The 22,691-nt window shown below is 68.7% G+C and carries 14 protein-coding genes; 10 read left to right on the top strand and 4 right to left on the bottom strand.

Annotated features, from left to right (window positions below; genetic code table 11):
• Positions 1-153 precede the first annotated feature (153 nt).
• The gene (gene acnA, locus ACZ56V_RS22295) at positions 154-2,868 is read left to right on the top strand and encodes an aconitate hydratase AcnA (protein WP_398913747.1); all 2,715 of its coding nucleotides are present in this window, start codon (positions 154-156) and stop codon (positions 2,866-2,868) included.
• Positions 2,869-2,959: 91 nt separating this feature from the next.
• On the opposite strand, the gene ACZ56V_RS22290 is transcribed toward acnA, so the two are convergent.
• A complete protein-coding gene (locus ACZ56V_RS22290) occupies positions 2,960-3,892 on the bottom strand; it encodes an FG-GAP repeat domain-containing protein (protein ID WP_398913745.1) in 933 nt (310 codons plus the stop codon).
• A 231-nt stretch (positions 3,893-4,123) separates the two neighbouring features.
• Positions 4,124-7,930, bottom strand: a complete 3,807-nt coding sequence (locus ACZ56V_RS22285; protein WP_468944574.1) for a GH92 family glycosyl hydrolase — start codon at positions 7,928-7,930, stop codon at positions 4,124-4,126.
• Between the two features lie 427 nt (positions 7,931-8,357).
• Here ACZ56V_RS22285 and ngcE point away from each other — a divergent pair, with 427 nt between their 5' ends.
• The 7 genes from ngcE (at position 8,358) to ACZ56V_RS22250 (ending at position 16,630) form a co-directional block, all read left to right on the top strand.
• Entirely contained in the window at positions 8,358-9,806 is a 1,449-nt protein-coding gene (gene ngcE, locus ACZ56V_RS22280) for an N-acetylglucosamine/diacetylchitobiose ABC transporter substrate-binding protein (protein ID WP_398913741.1), read from the top strand.
• A gap of 85 nt (positions 9,807-9,891) precedes the next feature.
• On the top strand, positions 9,892-10,818 hold the full coding sequence (locus ACZ56V_RS22275; protein ID WP_398913739.1) for a carbohydrate ABC transporter permease: 927 nt from the start codon (positions 9,892-9,894) through the stop codon (positions 10,816-10,818).
• 3 nt (positions 10,819-10,821) lie between these two features.
• Positions 10,822-11,745 carry a carbohydrate ABC transporter permease gene (locus ACZ56V_RS22270; RefSeq protein ID WP_398913737.1) on the top strand — a complete coding sequence of 308 codons (924 nt, stop codon included), beginning with the start codon at positions 10,822-10,824 and terminating at the stop codon, positions 11,743-11,745.
• A 194-nt stretch (positions 11,746-11,939) separates the two neighbouring features.
• Positions 11,940-13,151: an ROK family transcriptional regulator gene (locus ACZ56V_RS22265; RefSeq protein WP_467380775.1), complete on the top strand. Its 1,212-nt coding sequence runs from the start codon at positions 11,940-11,942 to the stop codon at positions 13,149-13,151.
• A gap of 133 nt (positions 13,152-13,284) precedes the next feature.
• The gene (locus ACZ56V_RS22260) at positions 13,285-14,388 is read left to right on the top strand and encodes an ABC transporter substrate-binding protein (RefSeq protein ID WP_467381117.1); all 1,104 of its coding nucleotides are present in this window, start codon (positions 13,285-13,287) and stop codon (positions 14,386-14,388) included.
• A 161-nt stretch (positions 14,389-14,549) separates the two neighbouring features.
• A complete protein-coding gene (locus ACZ56V_RS22255; protein WP_198601322.1) occupies positions 14,550-15,341 on the top strand; it encodes an ATP-binding cassette domain-containing protein in 792 nt (263 codons plus the stop codon).
• Positions 15,338-16,630: a sugar ABC transporter permease gene (locus ACZ56V_RS22250; RefSeq protein ID WP_398913733.1), complete on the top strand. Its 1,293-nt coding sequence runs from the start codon at positions 15,338-15,340 to the stop codon at positions 16,628-16,630. Before ACZ56V_RS22255 ends, ACZ56V_RS22250 begins: the two co-directional genes overlap by 4 nt.
• 96 nt (positions 16,631-16,726) lie before the next feature.
• Here ACZ56V_RS22250 and ACZ56V_RS22245 read toward each other — a convergent pair whose 3' ends face one another.
• The gene (locus tag ACZ56V_RS22245; protein WP_468944568.1) at positions 16,727-18,250 is read right to left on the bottom strand and encodes a glycosyl hydrolase family 18 protein; all 1,524 of its coding nucleotides are present in this window, start codon (positions 18,248-18,250) and stop codon (positions 16,727-16,729) included.
• A gap of 382 nt (positions 18,251-18,632) precedes the next feature.
• Here ACZ56V_RS22245 and dxs point away from each other — a divergent pair, with 382 nt between their 5' ends.
• Together dxs and ACZ56V_RS22235 are read left to right on the top strand one after the other, a co-directional pair.
• The gene (gene dxs, locus ACZ56V_RS22240) at positions 18,633-20,561 is read left to right on the top strand and encodes a 1-deoxy-D-xylulose-5-phosphate synthase (protein ID WP_398913729.1); all 1,929 of its coding nucleotides are present in this window, start codon (positions 18,633-18,635) and stop codon (positions 20,559-20,561) included.
• Positions 20,562-20,711: 150 nt separating this feature from the next.
• The gene (locus ACZ56V_RS22235; RefSeq protein WP_356364603.1) at positions 20,712-22,223 is read left to right on the top strand and encodes an amino acid permease; all 1,512 of its coding nucleotides are present in this window, start codon (positions 20,712-20,714) and stop codon (positions 22,221-22,223) included.
• Positions 22,224-22,287: 64 nt separating this feature from the next.
• On the opposite strand, the gene ACZ56V_RS22230 is transcribed toward ACZ56V_RS22235, so the two are convergent.
• Complete coding sequence (locus ACZ56V_RS22230) at positions 22,288-22,665, bottom strand: PIN domain-containing protein (protein ID WP_468944563.1); 378 nt, start codon at positions 22,663-22,665, stop codon at positions 22,288-22,290.
• Between the last annotated feature and the right edge of the window lie 26 nt (positions 22,666-22,691).

Here is a 22,691-nt window from a genome sequence, read left to right as displayed (position 1 = left end):
ACATCGAGATATCTGCCGAGGCGTACCGCAGTCGCACGCCGCTACCAGGCCTGGTGGTAAGGGTTACCTAACTTAGCCTTACCTTAGCGGATCGGCCAGGGGGGCGTGGCGGCAGGATGCGGTGGTACGCGCACATAAATGAAGGAGACTGTCGTGTCGGCGAACAGCTTCGACGCCCGCAGCACACTGCAGGTGGGCGACGAGTCTTACGAGATCTTCCGGCTGGACAAGGTCGAGGGCTCCGCGCGCCTTCCCTACAGCCTGAAGGTGCTGCTGGAGAACCTGCTCCGCACCGAGGACGGCGCGAACATCACCGCCGACCACATCCGCGCCCTCGGGGGCTGGGACTCGCAGGCCCAGCCGTCGCAGGAGATCCAGTTCACGCCGGCCCGCGTGATCATGCAGGACTTCACCGGCGTGCCCTGTGTCGTCGACCTCGCCACCATGCGTGAGGCCGTCAAGGAGCTGGGCGGCGACGCGGCGAAGATCAACCCGCTGGCCCCGGCCGAGCTGGTCATCGACCACTCCGTCATCGCCGACAAGTTCGGCACCAACGACGCCTTCAAGCAGAACGTCGACCTGGAGTACGGCCGCAACAAGGAGCGCTACCAGTTCCTGCGCTGGGGCCAGACCGCCTTCGACGAGTTCAAGGTCGTCCCGCCCGGCACCGGCATCGTCCACCAGGTGAACATCGAGCACCTGGCCCGCGTCGTCATGATCCGTGACGGCAAGGCCTACCCCGACACCCTGGTCGGTACCGACTCGCACACCACCATGGTCAACGGCCTCGGCGTCCTCGGCTGGGGCGTCGGCGGCATCGAGGCCGAGGCCGCGATGCTCGGCCAGCCGGTCTCCATGCTCATCCCGCGCGTCGTCGGCTTCAAGCTCACCGGTGAGCTGACCCCCGGCACCACCGCCACCGACCTGGTCCTCACGATCACCGAGATGCTGCGCAAGCACGGCGTCGTCGGCAAGTTCGTCGAGTTCTACGGCGAGGGTGTGGCCGCCACGTCGCTGGCCAACCGCGCCACCATCGGCAACATGTCCCCGGAGTTCGGCTCCACCGCCGCGATCTTCCCGGTCGACGACGAGACGCTGAACTACATGCGCCTGACCGGCCGCAGCGAGCAGCAGGTCGCCCTCGTCGAGGCGTACGCCAAGGAGCAGGGCCTCTGGCTGGACCCGAAGGCCGAGCCGGACTTCTCCGAGAAGCTGGAGCTCGACCTCTCCACGGTCGTGCCGTCCATCGCCGGCCCGAAGCGCCCGCAGGACCGCATCATCCTCGCGAACGCCGCCGAGCAGTTCAAGCAGGACGTGCGCAACTACGTCGACAGCGTGGACGAGGCGGGCCAGGAGTCCTTCCCGGCCTCCGACGCCCCCGCCGTCACCAACGGCGTGCCGTCCAACCCGGTCCCGGTCACCGCCCCCGACGGCACCACCTACGAGCTGGACCACGGTGCGGTGACGGTCGCGGCCATCACCTCCTGCACCAACACCTCCAACCCGTACGTCATGGTCGCCGCCGCCCTGGTGGCCAAGAAGGCGGTGGAGAAGGGCCTGACCCGCAAGCCGTGGGTCAAGACCACCCTCGCCCCGGGCTCCAAGGTCGTCACCGACTACTTCGAGAAGGCGGGCCTGACCCCCTACCTCGACAAGGTCGGCTTCAACCTGGTCGGCTACGGCTGCACCACCTGCATCGGCAACTCCGGCCCGCTGCCGGACGAGGTCTCCAAGGCCGTCAACGACCACGACCTCGCGGTCACCTCGGTGCTCTCCGGCAACCGCAACTTCGAGGGCCGGATCAACCCCGACGTCAAGATGAACTACCTGGCGTCCCCGCCGCTGGTCGTCGCCTACGCGCTCGCGGGCTCCATGAAGGTGGACATCACCAAGGACGCCCTGGGCGCCGACCAGGACGGCAACCCGGTCCACCTGAAGGACATCTGGCCGACCGAGGCCGAGGTCAACGAGGTCGTCGCCAGCGCCATCGGCGAGGACATGTTCGCCAAGTCCTACAGCGACGTCTTCGCGGGCGACGCCCAGTGGCAGGCGCTGCCGATCCCGACCGGCGACACCTTCGAGTGGGACAGCGAGTCCACCTACGTCCGCAAGCCCCCGTACTTCGAGGGCATGGGCATGGAGCCGGCCCCGGTCGAGGACATCTCCGGCGCCCGGGTGCTCGCCAAGCTGGGCGACTCGGTCACCACCGACCACATCTCCCCGGCCGGTGCGATCAAGGCCGACACCCCGGCCGGCAAGTACCTGACGGAGCACGGCGTGGAGCGCCGCGACTTCAACAGCTACGGCTCGCGCCGCGGCAACCACGAGATCATGATCCGTGGAACCTTCGCCAACATCCGCCTGCGCAACCAGATCGCGCCGGGCACCGAGGGCGGTTACACCCGCGACTTCACCCAGGACGGCGGTCCGGTGTCGTTCATCTACGACGCCTCCCGCAACTACATCGAGCAGGGCATCCCGCTCGTCGTCCTGGCCGGCAAGGAGTACGGCTCCGGCTCGTCCCGCGACTGGGCCGCCAAGGGCACCGCGCTCCTCGGCGTCAAGGCCGTCATCGCCGAGTCGTACGAGCGCATCCACCGCTCGAACCTCATCGGCATGGGCGTCCTCCCGCTCCAGTTCCCGGAGGGCCAGACCGCGGCCTCCCTCGGTCTGACCGGCGAGGAGTCCTTCTCCGTCTCCGGCGTGACCGAGCTGAACGACGGCACCACCCCGCGCACGGTGAAGGTCACCACCGACACCGGCGTCGAGTTCGACGCGGTCGTCCGCATCGACACCCCGGGTGAGGCGGACTACTACCGCAACGGCGGCATCCTGCAGTACGTGCTGCGCAGCCTGATCCGCAAGTAGGCGGCGGCGCACAACGGTTGAGGGCCGCATCCCCGGTGACGGGGGTGCGGCCCTCGCGCTTGTCCGCCTCGAAGAGGCGTCGCGTACGCCCTTAGAACATCAGGCGGTACGTGTTCCAGCCACCGCTGCCGATCTTCACCCGGGACTTGAACGGGGAAGCGGCGTTGCCGGTGCCCTTGTACAGGTACAGCGCACCGTTCTTGTCGCGCGCGACCACATCGGTGATGCCGTCGATGTCGATGTCGCCGACGGAGAGGATGTTGTTGTACGTGTTCCAGCCACCGCCGACGCGGGTGCGGGACGTGAACGGCGCCTTGTAGTTGCCGGTGCCCTTGTAGAGCCACAGCACGCCCGACTTGTCCTTGGCGACGATGTCGGCCTTGCCGTCACCGGTGAGGTCGCCCTTGCCGGTGATGTGGGTGTAGGAGTTCCACCCGCCGCCGACCTTGTAGCGCTGGGTCAGCTTGCCGTTGCCGTAGCCGAGGTACAGGTACAGGTAGCCGGAGCCGTCGCGGGCGAGCAGGTCGTCGGCGCCGGCACCACCCAGGTTGGCACCGGAGAACACCTGGTTGTAGATCTTCCAGCCGTTGCCGACGAGGGTGTGCTCCTCGGTGTTCCAAGGGGCCCAGTAGAGCTGGCCCCCGGACGTGACGTGCCAGAGGCCGTCCGAGAATCCATCGGAGTCCTGGTCGACCTGCGTCATGGCGCGGGCGGTCTGCCAGCCGTAGCCGGCGTCCCAGCGAGCGTCCAGCCCCCCCTCGAAGTCGGGGTCGTAGCTCCACAGGTCACCCGCGCCGTCCACACCGAACACCGGGTTGATCGGAGCGTCTCCGGGCATGGCGGAGGTGCCGTACTTCTCGCCACCCGACGGCTTCACGTCGAGGTGCGACCGGGAAGCGCTGGCTCCCGGCTCGTCCGCGGCGACGGCGCTGCTCGCACCGGTCGCCACCAGTGCGGCAGTGAGCGCCGCAGCCGTGGCACGCGCCAGTGCGCGACGCGTGTTCAGGCCAGAGCTTTTGGCCACGTGGGTCCTCCATCTGGTCATGCGGAAGGGACCACGAACGGGTAAGTCCGCGAGATCCCGGGATACTTCGTGATCCTTACACATGACGTTCACGGGTCAACCAGATTTACGACCGAGGACGAGAGCGGTACAGAACAGGTACGCAAGCGCAACGTGGGGCGTACAACCTTTTGCGGGGTACGCCGGTCACCCGGCGTACCCCGCAGCGTCATTCCCCGCTCACCTTCGTCTTCAGGCCAGCAACTCCACCTCCGCCAGCGTGTGCTCGCCGTCCAGGACCAGCCGGTACTTCGCGTACGAGCCCGGCGACTTCACCGAGAACGCGCGCGTCTGCCGGTCCCAGGCGAAGGACTCGCCGGAGCGCTCGTCCAGCGTCCGCCACGTGCTGCCGTCGGCCGAGCCCTGGAGCTTCCAGCCGGTCGGGGCCTTGGTGCGGTCCGCCGACGAGGTGAGCGTGTACTGGACCGCCTTGGCGCCCTCGCCGGACACGGGCAGGTCCACCGACGTCACGTTCGCGTCCGTCGCCGAGGTGTTGTCGAACAGCGCGCCCCGGCCCGTGATCGCGTCGGTGCGCGGGGTCGGCACCTCGTCGTCCTCGGTGATCGACGGCGGCGCCGCCTTCTCGCCCGTGCCCCACGAGGAGGGCTTCGCGCCCATGTCGAACTCCAGGACGCCGCCCTTCGCGATCAGCGAGTGGGGGAGCGAAGTGGAGTTCCAGCGCTTGCCGTTGACCTTCAGCCCCTGCACGTAGACGTTCTTCGTGCTGTTCTTCGGCGCCTTGACGACCAGCTCGCGGCCGTTCTCCAGGTGCACCGTCGCTTTGGTGAACAGCGGGGACCCGATGGCGTACTCGCCGCTGCCCATGACCAGGGGGTAGAAGCCGAGCGAGGAGAAGAAGAACCAGGCCGACTGCTCGCCGTTGTCCTCGTCGCCGTGGTAGCCCTGGCCGATGTCGCTGCCGGTGTACAGCCGCTGGAGCACCTCGCGGATGTTCTTCTGCGTCTTGTACGGCTGCCCGGCCGCGTCGTACATGTACAGGGCGTGGTGGGCGACCTGGTTGGAGTGCCCGTACATGCCCATGCGGACGTCCCGCGCCTCGACCATCTCGTGGATGACCCCGCCGTAGGAGCCCTTCAGGTCCGGGGAAGCGGTCTCCGGGGTGGACAGGTAGGCGTCGAGCTTGTCGCCGAGGCCGTCCCGGCCGCCGTACAGGTTGGCCAGGCCCCGGCTGTCCTGCGGGGCGGTGAAGGCGTAGCCCCAGCCGTTGGTCTCCGTGTAGTCGTAGCCCCACACGCGCGGGTCGTACTTCTCGGAGGCCACGCGCCAGTTGCCCTTGTTGTCCTTGCCCTGGAAGAAGCCGGCCTTCGCGTCGAAGAGGTTGACGTAGTCCTGGGCGCGGTTGAGGAAGTACGCGGACTCGTCCTTGTACCGCTTCTCGCCGGTCTCCTTGTAGAGCTTCTCGCCCATCTTGGCGATGCCGTAGTCGTTGAGGTAGCCCTCCAGCGACCAGGACAGGCCCTCGTGCGTCTCGGTACCGGCGTAGCCGAGGAACGGCGAGGTCTCCATGCCCTTGCGGCCCACGCCCGAGGACGGCGGCACGACGGTGGCGTTCTTGACCGCCGCGTCGTACGCCGCCTTCGCGTCGAAGTCGACGCCCTTGACGTAGGCGTCGGCGAAGGCCACGTCGGAGGAGGTGCCGGTCATCAGGTCCGCGTAGCCGGGGGAGGACCAGCGCGAGGTCCAGCCGCCGTCCTTGTACTGCTGCACGAAGCCGTCGACCAGCTCACCGGCCTGGGACGGGGTGAGGAAGGAGTACGCGGGCCAGGCGGTCCGGTACGTGTCCCAGAAGCCGTTGTTGACGTAGACCTTGCCGTCCACGATCTTGGCGCCGGTCTCGGTCGGCGTGTTCTCCTTGACCGCCTTGGAGAACGGGGAGGCGTACTTGTACCTGCCGTCGACCTTCTCGTGGCCCGCGTTCGGGTACAGGTACAGCCGGTAGAGGCCGGAGTACAGCGTGGTCAGCTGGTCCTGCGTGGCGCCCTCGACCTCGACCTTGCCGAGGATCCGGTCCCACTGCTTCTGGGCGTCGCGCTTGACCTTGTCGAAGGAGGCGCGCTTCGGCAGCTCCTGGCGCAGGTTGTCCTTCGCCTGGTCGACGCTGATCAGCGAGGTGGCGATGCGCAGCGTCACCGCGTGGTCCCGGCCGGCGTCGAAGCGCAGGTGACCCTTGACGCCGCTGGAGTCGCCGCCGGTGACCTTGCTGTCGAACTCGCCGTAGACGAAGAGGCGGGTGGCACCGGCGGAGCCGCCGGACTTGACGTCCGAGTAGCCGGTGAAGGTGCCGTTCTCCTTGTCCAGGGTCAGACCGGCCTGGTCGTTGACGTTGTCGAAGATGACGCTCGCGTCGTCACCGGGGTAGGTGAAGCGCATCATCGCCGCGTGGTCGGTCGGCGCCATCTCGGCCTTGACGCCGTTCTCGAACCGCACCCCGTAGTAGTACGGCCTGGCCGTCTCGTTCTCGTGCCGGAAGGCCAGCTCGCGGGCGTCCCGGCCGGTGTCCGGGGTGCCGGAGGCGGCCGACGGCATCACCTGGAAGGTCTGCCGGTCGCCCATCCAGGGGCTCGGCTCGTGGCTCGCGGCGAACGCCTGCACCGTGGGCAGGTTGTCGTCGTTGTTGCCGCTCGCGTACTCGTAGATCCAGCTGAGCGACCCGGCGTTGGTCACCGGCGTCCAGAAGTTGAAGCCGTGCGGCACGGCGGTCGCGGGGAAGTTGTTGCCGCGCGAGAAGCTGCCGCTGGAGTTGGTGCCGCGGGTGGTGAGCGCGTAGTCGGACAGGTGGGCCTTGGGACGCTCCGGCGCGGCCCGCTCGATCTCCACGTCGTCCAGCCAGCCGCGGAACTTGGCCGGGCCCTTGGGGGAGTCGTACGCCACCAGGATCCGGTCGACGGTCTTGCCGGCCGCGACCGAACCGATCCCGGACTTCACGCTGTTCCACTGGTTCACGTAGAGGATCTTGGCGTCGCCCTGACCGCGCGGCGTCAGCGGGAACCCGTGCTGGTCGGTGGCCTTGAGGTCGCTCAGGTAGGTGCCGTCGGTGAAGGCGAGGTCGACGGAGACGTTCGTGGCGTCGTAGTCGAGGTCGCCGTCGGCCATCGACGGGAAGATCTTGTACGACAGCTCGGTGCGCCGGTCGACCGCGACGTTCACGTCGAAGACCTTGTTGTACGAGTAGCCCCGGCCGTCCGCGGTGTGCCGGCCCGCGTAGCGCAGCGCGTGGGTGCCGGTGAACCCGGCGTTCGCCTTCGCGGTCGGCGAGCCCACCGGGCCCTCGTCGACGAAGGAGAGCATGTCCTCGGGTGTGGGGACCTCGGTGGCGCTGGTGGCCAGCTGCACGTCGGCGAGCTGGAGCGCGTCGCCGGCCCCGTTGTTCTTGGTGATCTCCAGCCGGAAGTGCTGGAACTCGGCGCTCTTCGCGAGTTCGTAGGTCTTGGTCTGGAAGCGCTCGCCGAAGTGCTCCCCGGAGCGGGTGTCCAGCGTCTGCCAGTTCTCGCCGTCGGCCGACCCCTTCAGGGTCCAGTCCAGCGGGTCGCGTTCGTCGTGGTCGTTGGCCGAGGTGAGGGCGTACTTGGCGATCTTCGTCGGCGCGTCGAGGTCGAACTCCACCCAGCCGGTGGGCGCGAAGGTCAGCCACTTGGTGGCCGGCTCGTTGTCGACGAGGTTCTCCTTCACCTCCCGGCCGCCCGTGTTCTCGGCGCTGGCGCGCACGCCGGTGACGTTCTCGGTGACGTTGCCGGGTATGCCGGTGCTGTATCCGCCGTCCACGCCGGAGGCCCGCTTGCCGCCGCCCGCGCCGGTGTCGACGGTGTCGGTCCAGTCCGGAGCCGGGTCGTCGGCCTCGAAGGACGACGCGAACTCCCGGTCGGCCTTGGCGGGCGCGTCCGGCAGTGCGACCGCCGCCCCCTGGGAACCCACCGCCAAGGCGAAGGCGGTCGTCATGACGACCGCCGGACCCCATCTGTGCCGAACTCTGTACTGCATGTCCTGGCCACCCTCCCTGCGCGTGGGACAACGTTGTCAAATCAGCTGCGCAAGGACCAGTAGGGGTCAAGTGGCATGTGATGTCAAGGGTGTTGGATGTGGCGTTCGGGGCTTATGGCAGGGATTCCTACGGCATGCGGCGCACAGGCCGCTCATATTTCCGGGAGGTCTCAACTCGGAAAAGACGTACCGCGAACCTTGCATTCGATCTTGCTCCGCCGACGGAAAGTGGACTATACCTGTCGGCCACCGGGGGATACGGGGGGAACCGCGACGAGGAACCGTCCAAGGCGCCCGAACAGCGGTGACAGTATCTGTGACCGCACAGCAGTACCCGCATTTCCTGCACGACCCAGCGTGACCCGATCGCGGTGCCGGGGAGGATCCGGTTCACCGCCTGAGTCCTGGAGAAGGCGAGGACTTGAGCATGGGATCCACTTCCGCCGAGAACAACGGTACGGGCGTCGGCCGCCGCGATCTGATCAAGCGGTCCGCCGCGCTCGGCCTGATCTCCGTACCCACGATGGGCTTCCTGTCCGCCTGCGCGAGCGGCGGCGGGGACGACCAGAAGAAGGCCGAGGCGGGCGAGAAGTCCGCCAAGAACCCGCTCGCGGTCAACGACAGCGCCCAGATGGAATTCGTCCTCTTCGACGGGGGCTTCGGCAAGGAGTACGCCGAGGACGCCGTGAAGCTGTACGAGAAGGCCTTCCCGAAGGCCAAGGTGAAGTTCGCCGCCACCCAGAAGATCCAGTCCACCCTCCAGCCGCGCTTCAACGGCGGCAACCCGCCCGACCTCGTCGACAACTCCGGCGCGGAGCAGATGGACATGGGCGTCCTGGTCGGCAAGAAGCAGCTCGCCGACCTCACCCCGCTGCTCGACGCCCCGTCCTACGACGACCCGAACAAGAAGGTCCGCGACACGCTGCGCCCCGGCATCGTGGAGATGGGCCAGTTCGACGGCGACCCGGTCTGGATCATGTACTACGCCTACACGGTGTACGGCAACTGGTACTCCCAGAAGGCCCTGGACTCCCTGGACGCGGAGTACCCCAAGACCTGGGACGAGATGCTCGCGGTCTGCGAGAAGGCCAAGAAGAAGGGCATGGCCGGCTGGACCTACGCCGGCAAGTACCCGTACTACATCCCCTTCTCGATGTCCCCGATGATCGCCAAGGTCGGCGGCCGCGAGGTGCTCGACGCGATCGACAACCTGGAGCCGAACGCCTGGAAGCACCCGGCGGTCAAGACGGTCTTCGAGGCCTGGTACGAGCTGTACAAGAAGGGCTACATCCTCAAGGGCACCCCGGGCCTGGACCACATCCAGTCGCAGACCGCGTGGGCCAAGGGCAAGGCCCTGTTCATCCCCAACGGCTCCTGGGTGGAGAACGAGTCGGCCAAGGTCATCCCCGCCGACTTCGACCTCGCCGTCTCCGCGCCGCCCGGCATCGACGACTCCGACAAGATGCCCTTCGGCACCATCTGGGCGTCCGGCGGCGAGCCCTTCATCGTCCCGGCCAAGGCCGCCAACGGCGCCGGCGGCATGGAGCAGCTGCGCATCATGCTCAGCGAGGCGTCCTCCAAGAACTTCACCAGCAAGGTGAAGTCCCTGAGCGCCTACAACGGCGGCACCGACGGCATCGAGCTGACCCCGGGCCTCAAGTCGGGCGTCGCGGCGCTGGAGCTGGCGGGCGACAACGTGGTGAACCCGCGCATGCAGGACTGGTACGTGCAGCTCCAGAAGGAGAAGATCGGCGTCTCCTGCCTGGGCGAGATGATGGCGGGCCGGATGACCCCGGCCGAGACCATCAAGAAGATCCAGGGCTACGCCGACGAAGCCGCCAAGGACTCGTCGATCAAGCACTACAAGCACCAGTGAGGACGCGTCACCAGGGCCTGTCCGGCGCCACCGCGCCGGGCGGGCCCTGGCGGCGCCACCCGCGCGCAGATCGGGGTCGGTAGCAATGCAGCACGGCAAGTACCGGTTCATCGTGGGGTTCCTGGCGGTTCCCCTGGGACTGTACGCGCTCTTCGTCATCTGGCCGTTCATCCAGTCCATCTACTACTCGTTCACGGACTGGACGGGGCTGAGCCCCGAGTTCAAGATGGTCGGCTTCGACAACTACTCGCGGATGCTCGACGACGACATCTTCTGGAAGTCGTTGCAACACAGCGTGATGTTCGCGCTGTTGGTGCCGCTGGTGACACTCAGCCTGGCGCTCTTCTTCGCCTTCATGATCAACGTGGGCGGACGGCGCCGCCGCGGCGGCCCGGCGATCACCGGTGTGCGCGGCTCCGGCTTCTACAAGATCGTCTACTTCTTCCCGCAGGTGCTGTCGATCGCGATCGTCGCCCTGCTGTTCCAGTTCGCGTACAACCCGGACAGCGGTGCGATCAACTCGCTGCTGCGCGGGATCGGCCTGGGCTCCGTCCAGCCGCTGTGGCTCGGCGACCCCGACATCGCCCTGTGGTGCGTGATGGCGGTGCTGGTCTGGTCGACGGTCGGCTTCTTCGTGGTGCTCTTCTCCGCGGGCATGGCCTCCATCCCGGCGGAGCTGTACGAGGCCGCGCTGCTGGACGGCGCGAACCGCGCCACCACCTTCTTCAAGGTGACCCTGCCGCTGCTGTGGGACACCGTGCAGTCCGGCTGGGTCTACATGGGCATCCTCGCGCTGGGCGCCGAGTCCTTCGCGGTCGTGCAGATCATGACGACCGGCCCCGGCGGACCCGACTACTCGACCACCGTCATGGTCCTGTACGTGTACCAGAAGGCGTTCCGTGACGGTCAGGCCGCCTACGCCACCACCATCGGCGTCGCCCTGCTCGTCGTCACGCTGGCCTTCGCCGCCGTCGTGATGCGGCTGGGCCGGCGCGAGCGGCTGGAGTACTGATCAATGAAGACGACCGAGACCCCCGCCCCCGTACCGGCCGAACCCGGTACGCCCGTCATCAAGGCCCAGGCCGCCCCCGGCGGACTGAAGGAGGGGAAGAAGGAGGGCACCACCCTCAACGTCTTCTCCCACGGCGTCCTCGTCATCTGGGCGATCATGGTCGGCCTGCCGCTGGTGTGGGCGGTGATGACCTCCTTCAAGGACGACGCCTCCATCTTCGGCTCGCCCTGGGCGCTGCCCGACAAGCTGCACTTCGACAACTGGTCGCGGGCCTGGTCCCAGGCGCACATGAGCGACTATTTCCTCAACACCGTCCTGGTGGTCGGCGGTTCGCTCGTCGGCACCCTGGTGCTGGGTTCCATGGCGGCCTATGTGCTGGCCCGGTTCGACTTTCCCGGCAACCGGTTCATCTATTACTTGTTCATCGCCGGCATGAGTTTCCCGATCATGCTCGCACTGGTCCCGTTGTTCTACGTGGTGGACAACATGGGGATGCTGAACACCATCCACGGGCTGATCCTGGTCTACATCGCCTATTCGCTGCCCTTCACGGTGTTCTTCCTGACCGGGTTCTTCCGGTCCTTGCCCACATCGGTGGCGGAGGCCGCTTTCGTGGACGGCGCCTCCCACTCGAGGACCTTTTTCCAGGTCATGCTGCCGATGGCCAAGCCCGGTCTGATCAGCGTGGGAATCTTCAACTTCCTGGGCCAGTGGAACCAGTACATGCTGCCGACCGTGCTGAACACGGACCCGGACAAGCACGTCCTCACCCAGGGCCTGGTGCAGCTGGCGGTCAGCCAGGGGTACAAGGGCGACTGGTCGGGCCTGTTCGCCGGCCTGGTCATGGCGATGCTGCCGGTGCTGGCCGCGTACATCGTCTTCCAGCGCCAGGTGGTCCAGGGCCTCACGGCGGGCGCCCTGAAGTAGCGCACCGGACACCTCGCTCATGCCGCTCCCGGAGCCCGGGGGCGGCATGCTCGTGTGGGCGGGGAGGACCACAGAGGAGACCCGGATGCGGTTCAACCTCTTGACGGGAGGTGACCCGAACGGCTCAGCTTAGAGTTCACTAGTTGGACATGGAAGGGGCCTCATCGAAGCGGCCCCGCGCGCAGGAGGTCGTCGTGGAGACTCCCGGGTCGCAGTCGTCGCTGCACCGAGCCAACCTGGAACGCGTCGTACGGGCGGTACGGCTCGCCGGTTCGCTCACGCAGGCGGAGATCGCGAGGACGACGGGCCTGTCCGCGGCCACGGTCTCGAACATCGTCCGGGAACTGAAGGACGGCGGGACCGTCGAGGTCACGCCCACCTCCGCGGGCGGCCGCCGGGCCCGCAGCGTCTCGCTCAGCGGGGACGCCGGCATCGTCATCGGCGTGGACTTCGGCCACACCCACCTGCGCGTCGCCCTCGGCAACCTCGCCCACCAGGTGCTCGCCGAGGAGTCCGAGCCGCTGGACGTCGACGCCTCCTCGGACCAGGGCTTCGACCGGGCGGAACAGCTGGTCAGCCGACTGATCGCGGCCACCGGCGTGGACCGCGCCAAGATCGCCGGGGTGGGTCTGGGCGTGCCCGGTCCGATCGACGTGGAGTCCGGGACGCTGGGCTCGACCGCCATCCTGCCCGGCTGGGGCGGCACCCGGCCCGCCGAGGAGCTGCGGGGGCGGCTCGGCGTGCCGGTGCACGTGGACAACGACGCCAACCTGGGCGCCCTGGGCGAGCTGGTCTGGGGCAGCGGCCGGGGGGTGCGGGACCTGGCGTACATCAAGGTCGCCAGCGGCGTCGGCGCCGGTCTGGTGATCAACGGGAAGATCTACCGCGGACCCGGCGGCACAGCGGGCGAAATCGGGCATATCACACTCGACGAGGCCGGTCCCGTCTGCCGGTGCGGAAACCGGGGTTGCCTGGAGACCTTCGCGGCAGCACGCTATGTGCTTCCGCTCCTGCAGCCCGGCCACGGCACCGATCTGACGATGGAGGGCGTCGTGCGGCTGGCCCGGGACGGTGACCCTGGCTGCCGTCGCGTGATCGCCGACGTCGGCCGCCACATCGGCAGTGGAGTCGCCAACCTCTGCAACCTGCTCAACCCGAGCCGAGTCGTCCTCGGCGGCGATCTCGCCGAGGCCGGTGAGCTGGTGCTCGGGCCGATAAGGGAGTCCGTGGGGCGTTACGCCATCCCCAGCGCGGCGCGGCAACTCTCGGTGCTTCCCGGGGCACTTGGGGGCCGTGCGGAGGTGCTGGGAGCCCTCGCCCTCGCGCTGAGCGAGATGGGCGATTCGACGCTCTTGGACGGATCTGCGACCGGCGCTCTGCCGGCGGTTACGCCTGCCTTCACTTAGAGCACGGATGGCACCGTTGTCATCTCGTTAAGGATTTACTTCTTGACGTCGCACGTGTGGCCGAGTTGACTTCCAGCCACCTCGGCCGCAACGACGCGGCCTCGTCAGGGAGGTTTGTGAAGTGAACACGCGTATGCGTCGTGCCGCCGTTGCTCTCGCCGCCGGTGCCATGGCCGTCTCGCTCGCCGCCTGTGGCAGTGCCAAGGAATCCGGCGACGGCAACGACTCGTCCGACTCGGCCGCGAAGAAGGGCGACGACATCAAGGTCGGCCTGCTCCTTCCGGAGAACCAGACCGCGCGGTACGAGAAGTTCGACAAGCCCATGATCGAGAAGAAGGTCAAGGAGCTCACGAACAACAAGGGCGAGGTCGTCTACGCCAACGCCAAGCAGGACGCCAGCCTGCAGAACCAGCAGGTCGACACGATGGTGACCAACAATGTCGACGTGCTGATCGTGGACGCGGTGGACTACAAGGCGATCGCGGGCTCGGTGAAGAAGGCCAAGGACGCCGGCATCAAGGTCGTCGCCTTCGACCGCCTGGCCGAGGGCCCCATCGACGCCTACACCTCGTTCGACAACGTCACCGTCGGCAAGACGCAGGGCGAGGCGCTCCTCCAGGCGCTGGGCGACAAGGCCAAGGACGCCCAGATCGTCATGATGAACGGCTCCTCCACCGACCCGAACGCCGCCCAGTTCAAGCAGGGCGCGCACGCCGCCCTCGACGGCAAGGTGAAGGTCGGCCGCGAGTACGACACCAAGGAGTGGAAGCCGGAGAACGCCAACGCCAACATGGAGGGCGCCATCTCCGCCCTCGGCAAGGACAAGATCCAGGGCGTCTACTCCGCCAACGACGGCATGGCGGGCGGCATCATCACCGCCCTGAAGGCCGCCGGCATCTCCAACGTCCCGGTCACCGGCCAGGACGCCGAGCTCGCGGGTGTGCAGCGCATCGTCACCGGTGAGCAGTACATGTCCGTCTTCAAGTCGTACCCGAAGGAGGCCGAGACCGCGGCCGAGATGGCCGTCGCGCTCGCCAAGGGCGAGTCCCTCGACTCCATCGCCAACGACAAGGTCGACTCCGCCACCGCCAAGGGCATCCCCGCGGTCATCGTCCCGGTCGTCTCGCTGACCAAGGACAACATCAAGGAGACCGTCATCAAGGACGGCTTCTACACGGTCGACGAGATCTGCACCGACAAGTACAAGGCCGCCTGCGACAAGATCGGCCTCAAGTAGGCGGACCCGACGTCCAGGGCCGGCTGAGCCGCCCGGGACCGGCCGCCCCAGCTCCTCCGGCGCCCCGCACTCATCAGCCCCGCAAGCTACGCGGGGCGCCGGACGGAACACCCCCCCCAATACTTCTGCACAACCTCCCGCCGGGTCAGGCGGCGAAGGAGATGGTTCACGTGTCCGCTACGCCCGTGCTGGCGTTGCGCGGGGTCTCCAAGCGATTCGGTGCCGTCCAGGCGCTCACCGAGGTAGAGCTTGAGGTCCACGCCGGTGAGGTGGTCGCCCTGGTGGGTGACAACGGCGCCGGAAAGTCCACGCTGGTCAAGACGATCGCCGGCGTGCACCCCATCGATGAGGGCGCCATCGAGTGGGACGGCAAGGCCGTCTCGATCAACAGGCCGCACGACGCCCAGAGCCTCGGCATCGCGACGGTCTACCAGGACCTCGCGCTGTGCGACAACATCGACGTCGTCGGCAACCTCTACCTGGGCCGGGAGATCCGCCGTCGCGGCGTCCTGGACGAGGTGGAGATGGAGCGCCGCTCCCGCGAGCTCCTGGACACGCTGTCCATCCGCATCCCCAGCGTCCGCATCCCGATCGCCTCCCTCTCCGGCGGTCAGCGCCAGGTCGTGGCGATCGCCCGGTCCATGCTCGGCGAGCCCAAGCTGGTCATCCTGGACGAGCCCACCGCCGCCCTCGGCGTCGAGCAGACCGCGCAGGTCCTCGACCTCGTGGAGCGGCTGCGCGAGCGCGGCCACGCGGTCATCCTCATCAGCCACAACATGGCTGACGTCAAGGCGGTCGCCGACAAGGTCGCCGTCCTGCGCCTCGGGCGCAACAACGGCGTCTTCGAGGTCAAGTCGACCTCGCAGGAAGAGATCATCTCCGCCATCACGGGCGCCACGGAGAACGCCGTGACCCGTCGTGCGGCACGCGCAAATGGGGAGATCAAGAAGTGAGCATCGACAAGACCTCCACCCCCGCCGCGGACAGCGCGGTGGAGAACACCGACGCGGCGGCCGCCGCCGTCACGGCCGTCGACCCCCGGCTGCTGGTGCGCGAGCAGGGCTTCGCCGGCTACATCGGCGAGTTCAAGCGGAAGATGAAGGCCGGTGACCTCGGGTCCATACCGGTCGTCGTCGGTCTGCTGATCATCTGGGCCATCTTCACCAGCCTGAACTCCAACTTCCTCACCGCCGGTAACTTCTCCGACATGTCGGTCGCCATGGTCGGCACCGGCATGATCGCCGTCGGTATCGTCTTCGTCCTGCTGCTCGGCGAGATCGACCTCTCGGTCGGCTCGGTCAGCGGTGTCGCGGGCGCCACCTTCGCGGTGCTGAGCGTCACGCACGGCATGAACGAGTGGCTCGCCCTGCTGCTGGCGATCCTCACCGGTACCGTCGCCGGTGCCATCCACGGCTTCGTCTTCGCCCGCATCGGTGTCCCGGCCTTCGCCGTGACGCTCGCCGGACTGCTGTTCTGGCAGGGCTTCATGCTCCAGATCCTGGGCGACAACGGCACGATCAACCTCGACTCCGACGGCGTCGTCGTCAAGCTGACGAGCTACTACTTCAGCGACGTGGCCGCCGCCTACGGCCTGGCGGTCGTGGTGACCGCGGGGTACTTCCTCGCCGCGTTCTTCGACAACCGCCGCCGCGAGGCCGCCGGGGTCCCGTCCCGGCCGCTGAACGAGATCATCGTGCGCACGGTGCTGCTCGCGATCCTGGCCTTCGCCGTGGCGATCGTCTTCAACCAGTACAAGGGCCTGCCGCTGGCCGTGGTGATCTTCCTGGCGTTCCTGCTGCTCACGGACTTCGTCCTGCGCCGCACCGCCTACGGTCGCAAGATCTTCGCGCTGGGCGGCAGCGTCGAGGCCTCCCGCCGTGCCGGTATCAACGTGGAGCTGGTCCGGATCTCGGTCTTCGCGATCGCCGGCGGCTTCGCGGCGATCGGCGGCCTCTTCGTGGCGTCGAAGATCGCCTCCGCCAACCAGGGCGCGGGCACCGGTGAGTTCCTGATGAACGTCATCGCCGCGGCCGTGATCGGCGGTACGTCCCTGTTCGGCGGCCGCGGCCGCACCTGGGACGCGCTGCTCGGTGTGATGGTCATCGTCTCGATCCAGTACGGCCTCGCCCTGGAGGGCATCGCCTCGCCGGTCCAGTACATGATCACCGGTGGCGTGCTGCTGGCGACCGTCGTCATCGACGCGATCACCCGCAAGACGCAGAAGACGGCCGGCCGCGCATAGCGTCCCGCACGGCCGACGACGGTCCGCCCGCCCGCCCGGCTGAGCCCTGGGCCGGCGGGCGGACCGCTCTGTCGTACGGGTCCTTGCCCGTGGTGGTCAGCAGGCGCCGAGGTCCTGCCAGACGCCCCACTGGCCGGTGGTCCCGGGCTCCTCGCCGGTCGTCCACCACTTGGCCTTCCAGGTGTGCCCCTCGTGGGAGACCTGCTGCCCGCCCGTGTAGACCGCCCCCGACTTCCACGGGGCGGCGGTGCACTGGCCGCCGTTGCCGCCGGTGACGGTCAGCGCGTACGTGGTGCTGTGGCTGCCGGACGGGCTGGTGCCCGTGACGGTGACGGAGTAGGTCCCCGAGACGGCCTGGCCGGTGGTGGAGAGGGTGAGCGTCGACTGCCCGCCCGCCGTGACCGAGCCGGGACTGAACGAGGCGGTGACTCCCGCCGGGACCCCGCTCGCCCTGAGCTGCACCGTCTCCGCCTCACCGGTCTTCACCGCGGTCTTCACCGTGGTGGTGGCCGAGGCACCCGCGGTCACCGTGCCGGAGGCCGGGGTGGCGGAGAGGGAGAAGTCGTTCGCCGGGGCGGTGCCGCCGCTGGTGAAGGGCGCGAAGACGTGCGAGAAGTCCCAGGTGTTCTGCTGGATGCCCGAGCAGTTGTCGGCCGCCGCGCCGCCCGCGCAGCCGCCGTTGTCCCGCTGGAGCGCCCAGAAGGACAGCGTGTTGATGCCCTGCTTCAGTGCCCAGTCGTAGACCGTGCGGGCGTTGGCCAGGGTGAAGGTCTCCGCCGGTCCGAAGTCGTCGACGCCGATCATCTCGATGACGCCGATCATGTGCCAGAGGTCGGCGGAGGACTTGCCGGGGTAGAGCCGGGCCAGCACGTCGTGCAGGCCCTGGGTCGCCGTTTGCGTGTCCCGGGCCATGTCGTGCTGCTGGTTGTCGTAGTAGTCGAACGTCATCAGGTTGACGACGTCGACCTTCGTGCCGTTCTTGACCGCGTTCTCCAGCAGGGCGACGCCGTTGCTCGCGAGGCCGCGGGTGGTGGTGGGCAGCGTGTAGGAGATCTCGAGGTCGCGGCCGTTGGCGGCGGCCCAGTCCTGGACCAGCTTGATGGCCTTGTTGCGGCGGTCGATGCCCGCGGTGTTGTCCAGCGCGTCGATCTCGATGTCCATGTCGAGCCGGGAGACGTCGTAGGTCGTGATGACCTTCTCGTAGGCCGCGGCGATCTGCTGGACGTCGGTGCAGCTGTCGGCGATCTCGGTGCCGGTGGTGTCGGCCGTGTAGCCGCCGAACGAGGGGATGACGTCGCCACCGTTCGCCTGGATGGTGTCGAAGTCGGCACCGAAGGTCGACTGCGCGATCGGCATCGACGTGTCGCCGTTCCAGTACGGCGTGCAGGAGCCCGGTGTCGCCGTCTGGAGGAAGGCCATGGTCAGGTGCTTGGCGCCCGACTGTGCGGCCAGCGCGGACGGGCTCTCGCCGGTCCAGGCCTCGAAGTACGGCGCGAAGACCCGGTCCGGCAGCGGGGTCGCCGCCTGGGCCGGGCCGGTGCCGGACAGGGCGAGGCCCACCGCGGCCACGGTGGTGGCGGCCGCGGTGAGGGCCGCGCGGATGGAACGCATGCGTCTCATGTCAGTCCCGGTGTGTGTGGGGAGGAACGTCGATTCCCGTGCTGTGCTGGGGTGTTGCCGGGTACGGGGATATCGCCGGAGCACCGGGGGACGCAATGGTCTGGACCAGAATGGGACTAGACCAATCGGCCGGGCCGGGCGCCACCCGGCCTGGACACCGCGCGCCCGGTGGACTGGACCACCCGGGTAAAGGTGTCCCCAAGCGGACGGCGCCGTGCCGGCGGACGCGGGCCGGGAAGACGCGGACCGGGAAGACGTAGAACGGCCCGCCCCTGGGTAAGGCCGAACGCGTGACGTACGACGCACCGCCCGGACACGTTCCGCCGGGGCGGAACATTAGACTCGACGAGCCCGGCAACAGCTCTACTGCAAGGAGGCACGGGTGCCGCTGCTGACCCGCATCACGGGACCGCGCGATCTGGACCGGCTCAGCCTGGAAGAGCTGACTCAGCTGGCCGAGGAGATCCGTACCTTCCTCGTCGACGCCGTCTCCAAGACCGGCGGCCACCTCGGCCCCAACCTCGGCGTGGTGGAACTCACCCTCGCCCTGCACCGCGTCTTCGACTCGCCGAAGGACAAGGTGCTCTGGGACACCGGCCACCAGTCCTACGTGCACAAGCTGCTCACCGGCCGCCAGGACTTCTCGAAGCTCAAGATGAAGGGCGGCCTGTCCGGCTACCCCTCGCAGGCCGAGTCCGAGCACGACGTCATCGAGAACAGCCACGCCTCCACGGTCCTCGGCTGGGCCGACGGCATCGCCAAGGCCAACCAGGTCCTGGAGCGCGACGACCACGTCGTCGCCGTCATCGGTGACGGGGCCCTCACCGGCGGCATGGCCTGGGAGGCGCTGAACAACATCGCCGCCGCCAAGGACCGCCCCCTGGTCATCGTCGTCAACGACAACGAGCGCTCCTACGCGCCCACCATCGGCGGCCTCGCCAACCACCTGGCGACCCTGCGCACCACCGACGGCTACGAGCGCTTCCTGGCCCGCACCAAGGAGGTCCTGGAGCGCACCCCGGTCGTCGGGCGCCCCCTCTACGACACCCTGCACGGCGCCAAGAAGGGCCTGAAGGACTTCATCGCCCCGCAGGGCATGTTCGAGGACCTCGGCCTCAAGTACGTCGGCCCGATCGACGGCCACGACCTGGAGGCCCTGGAGTCCGCCCTCACCCGCGCCAAGCGCTTCGGCGGCCCCGTCATCGTGCACTGCCTCACCGAGAAGGGCCGCGGTTACCAGCCCGCCCTCCAGGACGAGGCCGACCGCTTCCACGCCGTCGGCAAGATCCACCCCGACACCGGCCTGCCCATCTCCACCTCCGGCGCCGACTGGACCAGCGTCTTCGGCGACGAGATGCTCAAGCTCGGCAAGGAGCGCGAGGACGTCGTCGCCATCACCGCGGCCATGCTCCAGCCGGTCGGCCTCGACAAGTTCGCCAAGGCCTTCCCGGACCGCGTCTACGACGTCGGCATCGCCGAGCAGCACGGCGCGGTCTCCGCGGCCGGGCTCGCCCACGGCGGCGTCCACCCGGTCTTCGCCGTGTACGCCACCTTCCTCAACCGCGCCTTCGACCAGGTCCTGATGGACGTCGCCCTGCACAAGTGCGGCGTGACCTTCGTGCTGGACCGGGCCGGCGTCACCGGCACCGACGGCGCCTCCCACAACGGCATGTGGGACATGTCGATCCTCCAGGTCGTCCCCGGCCTGCGCCTGGCCGCTCCGCGCGACGCCGACCAGGTCCGCGCCCAGCTGCGCGAGGCCGTCGCGGTGGACGACGCGCCGACCGTGGTCCGCTTCTCCAAGGGCGCCGTCGGCCCCGCCGTACCCGCCGTCGGCCGCGTCGGCGGCATGGACGTGCTGCGCGCCCCCGGCACCGACACGCCGGACGTGCTCCTGGTCTCCGTCGGCGCCCTCGCGCCGATGTGCCTGGAGGTCGCCGACCTGCTGAACAAGCAGGGCATCTCCACCACCGTGGTCGACCCGCGCTGGGTCAAGCCCGTCGACGAGGCCATGGCCCCGCTCGCGGAGCGCCACCGCGTCGTCGTCACCGTCGAGGACAACTCCCGCGTCGGCGGTGTCGGCTCCGCCGTCGCCCAGGCCCTGCGCGACGCCGGCGTCGACGTACCGCTGCGCGACTTCGGCATCCCGCCGCGCTTCCTCGACCACGCCTCCCGCGCCGAGGTGCTGGCCGAGATCGGGCTCACCGCGCCCGACATCGCGCGCCAGGTCACCGGTCTGGTCGCCAAGCTCGACGGCAAGTACGACCGCGCGGGCGCCGAGGTGGAACAGGTGGAGGCCGCGCGCGACTGACGTCCGCACTCCGCACTGGGCCGGATGGGCCGGTTCCGCCACTCGTTGCAGTGGGGGAACCGGCCCATCCGCGTGAAATCGCCCACGCCGGGGCATACGCAGTACGCCCCCTCTCGATCATGTCGAGGACGACAAGCGTGGGAGGTCCCCGTGAGCAACACCCTCTTCAGGACCAAGAAGATCGAGCAGTCCATCCGTGACACGGAGGAACCCGAGCACGCGCTCAAGAAATCCCTGTCGGCGCTGGACCTGACCGTCTTCGGTATCGGCGTCGTCATCGGCACCGGCATCTTCGTACTGACCGGCACGGTCGCCAAGAACAACGCCGGGCCGTCCGTGGCCCTGGCGTTCGTCGTCGCCGGAGTCGTCTGCGCGCTCGCCGCGCTGTGCTACGCCGAGTTCGCCTCCACCGTCCCGGTGGCCGGCTCCGCGTACACCTTCTCCTACGCCTCGCTGGGCGAACTGCCCGCCTGGATCATCGGCTGGGACCTGGTCCTGGAGTTCGCGCTCGGCACGGCGGTGGTGGCCGTCGGCTGGTCGGGCTACATCCGCTCGCTGCTGGACAACGCGGGCTGGCACATGCCCGCCGCGCTGGGCGGCAGGGACGGCGCGGAGGGCTTCGGCTTCGACATCCTCGCCGCGGCCCTGGTGCTGGTGCTCACCGCCATCCTCGTGCTCGGCATGAAGCTGTCGGCGCGGATCACCTCGCTCGTCGTCGCCATCAAGGTGGCGGTCGTCCTCATCGTGATCATCGCGGGCGCCTTCTTCGTCAAGAGCGCCAACTACGACCCCTTCATCCCGAAGTCGCAGCCCGTCGAGGCGGGCGGGGGACTGCACTCACCACTGATCCAGCTGATGTTCGGCTGGGCACCGGCCAACTTCGGCGTGATGGGCATCTTCACGGCCGCCTCGGTCGTCTTCTTCGCCTTCATCGGCTTCGACATCGTCGCCACGGCCGCCGAGGAGACCAGGAACCCGCAGCGCGACATGCCCCGCGGCATCCTCGGCTCCCTGATCATCTGCACCGTCCTGTACGTCGCGGTCTCGATCGTCGTCACCGGCATGCAGCACTACACCAAGCTCTCCGTGGACGCCCCGCTCGCGGACGCGTTCAAGGCCACGGGGCATCCCTTCTTCTCGGGTGTGATCAGCTTCGGTGCCGCCGTCGGCCTGACCACGGTCTGCATGATCCTGCTCCTCGGCCAGAGCCGGGTGTTCTTCGCGATGAGCCGCGACGGACTGCTGCCGCGCTTCTTCTCCCATGTCCACCCGAAGTTCCGCACCCCCTACCGGCCGACCATCCTGCTCGGCGTGATCATCGCGATCGTCGCCGGTTTCACCAGCCTCAGCGAGCTGGCCGAGCTGGTGAACATCGGTACGCTCTTCGCCTTCGTCATCGTCGCGATCAGCGTGATCATCCTGCGCCGGACCCGGCCCGACCTGCCCCGCGCCTTCCGCACCCCGCTGGTCCCGCTGCTGCCCATCGTGTCCGTGGCCGCCTCGCTGTGGCTGATGCTGAACCTGCCCGCCGAGACCTGGGTCCGCTTCGCCGTCTGGATGGCGATCGGCTTCGTCGTGTACTTCCTCTACGGCCGCACCCACAGCCGCCTGGCCCGCGGCGAGGAGGCGCCGGCCGAGCCGCCCGCCCCGAAGGGTCCGTAGCCCGTCGCGGGACCGCGTGATCGGCGGAGCGCGCGCAGCGCCGGCCCGGGTGCGCGCTCCGGCCTCACCCGGGCCGCACCGTCCTCGGCCCCGCGACCTGCGCGCCCAGCTCCGTCACCCGGCGGCGCAGCCCGCGGTCGGCCGTCACGACCAGGACGGGACGGCCGCCCGCCGTCCGCGCGACCAGCTCGACGATGTGGTCGTCCCCGCTGCCGGGCGCGGACTCCACCCGTACGCCGGCCACGGACTCCACCCCGCGGGCCGCGCCCTCGACGACGAGCACGACCTCCACCGGCCCGGACCGCCCCGGCACCCCGTCCGCCGCCAGCCGGTCCCGCAACCGCTCCGCGGCCCCGCGCCGGTCCCGCCACCAGCCGTCGGGCACCGAACCGACCACGTTCGCGGCGTCGACGACCACGAGCAGGGACGCGTTCTCTTCCATCCCGCCAGGGTCGCACGCGCCGTCCG

Source organism: Streptomyces sp. NPDC034099 (assembly GCF_055575415.1).
Note: the sequence above shows the minus strand (reverse complement) of the source record. Positions and strands in the feature narration are given on the sequence as shown.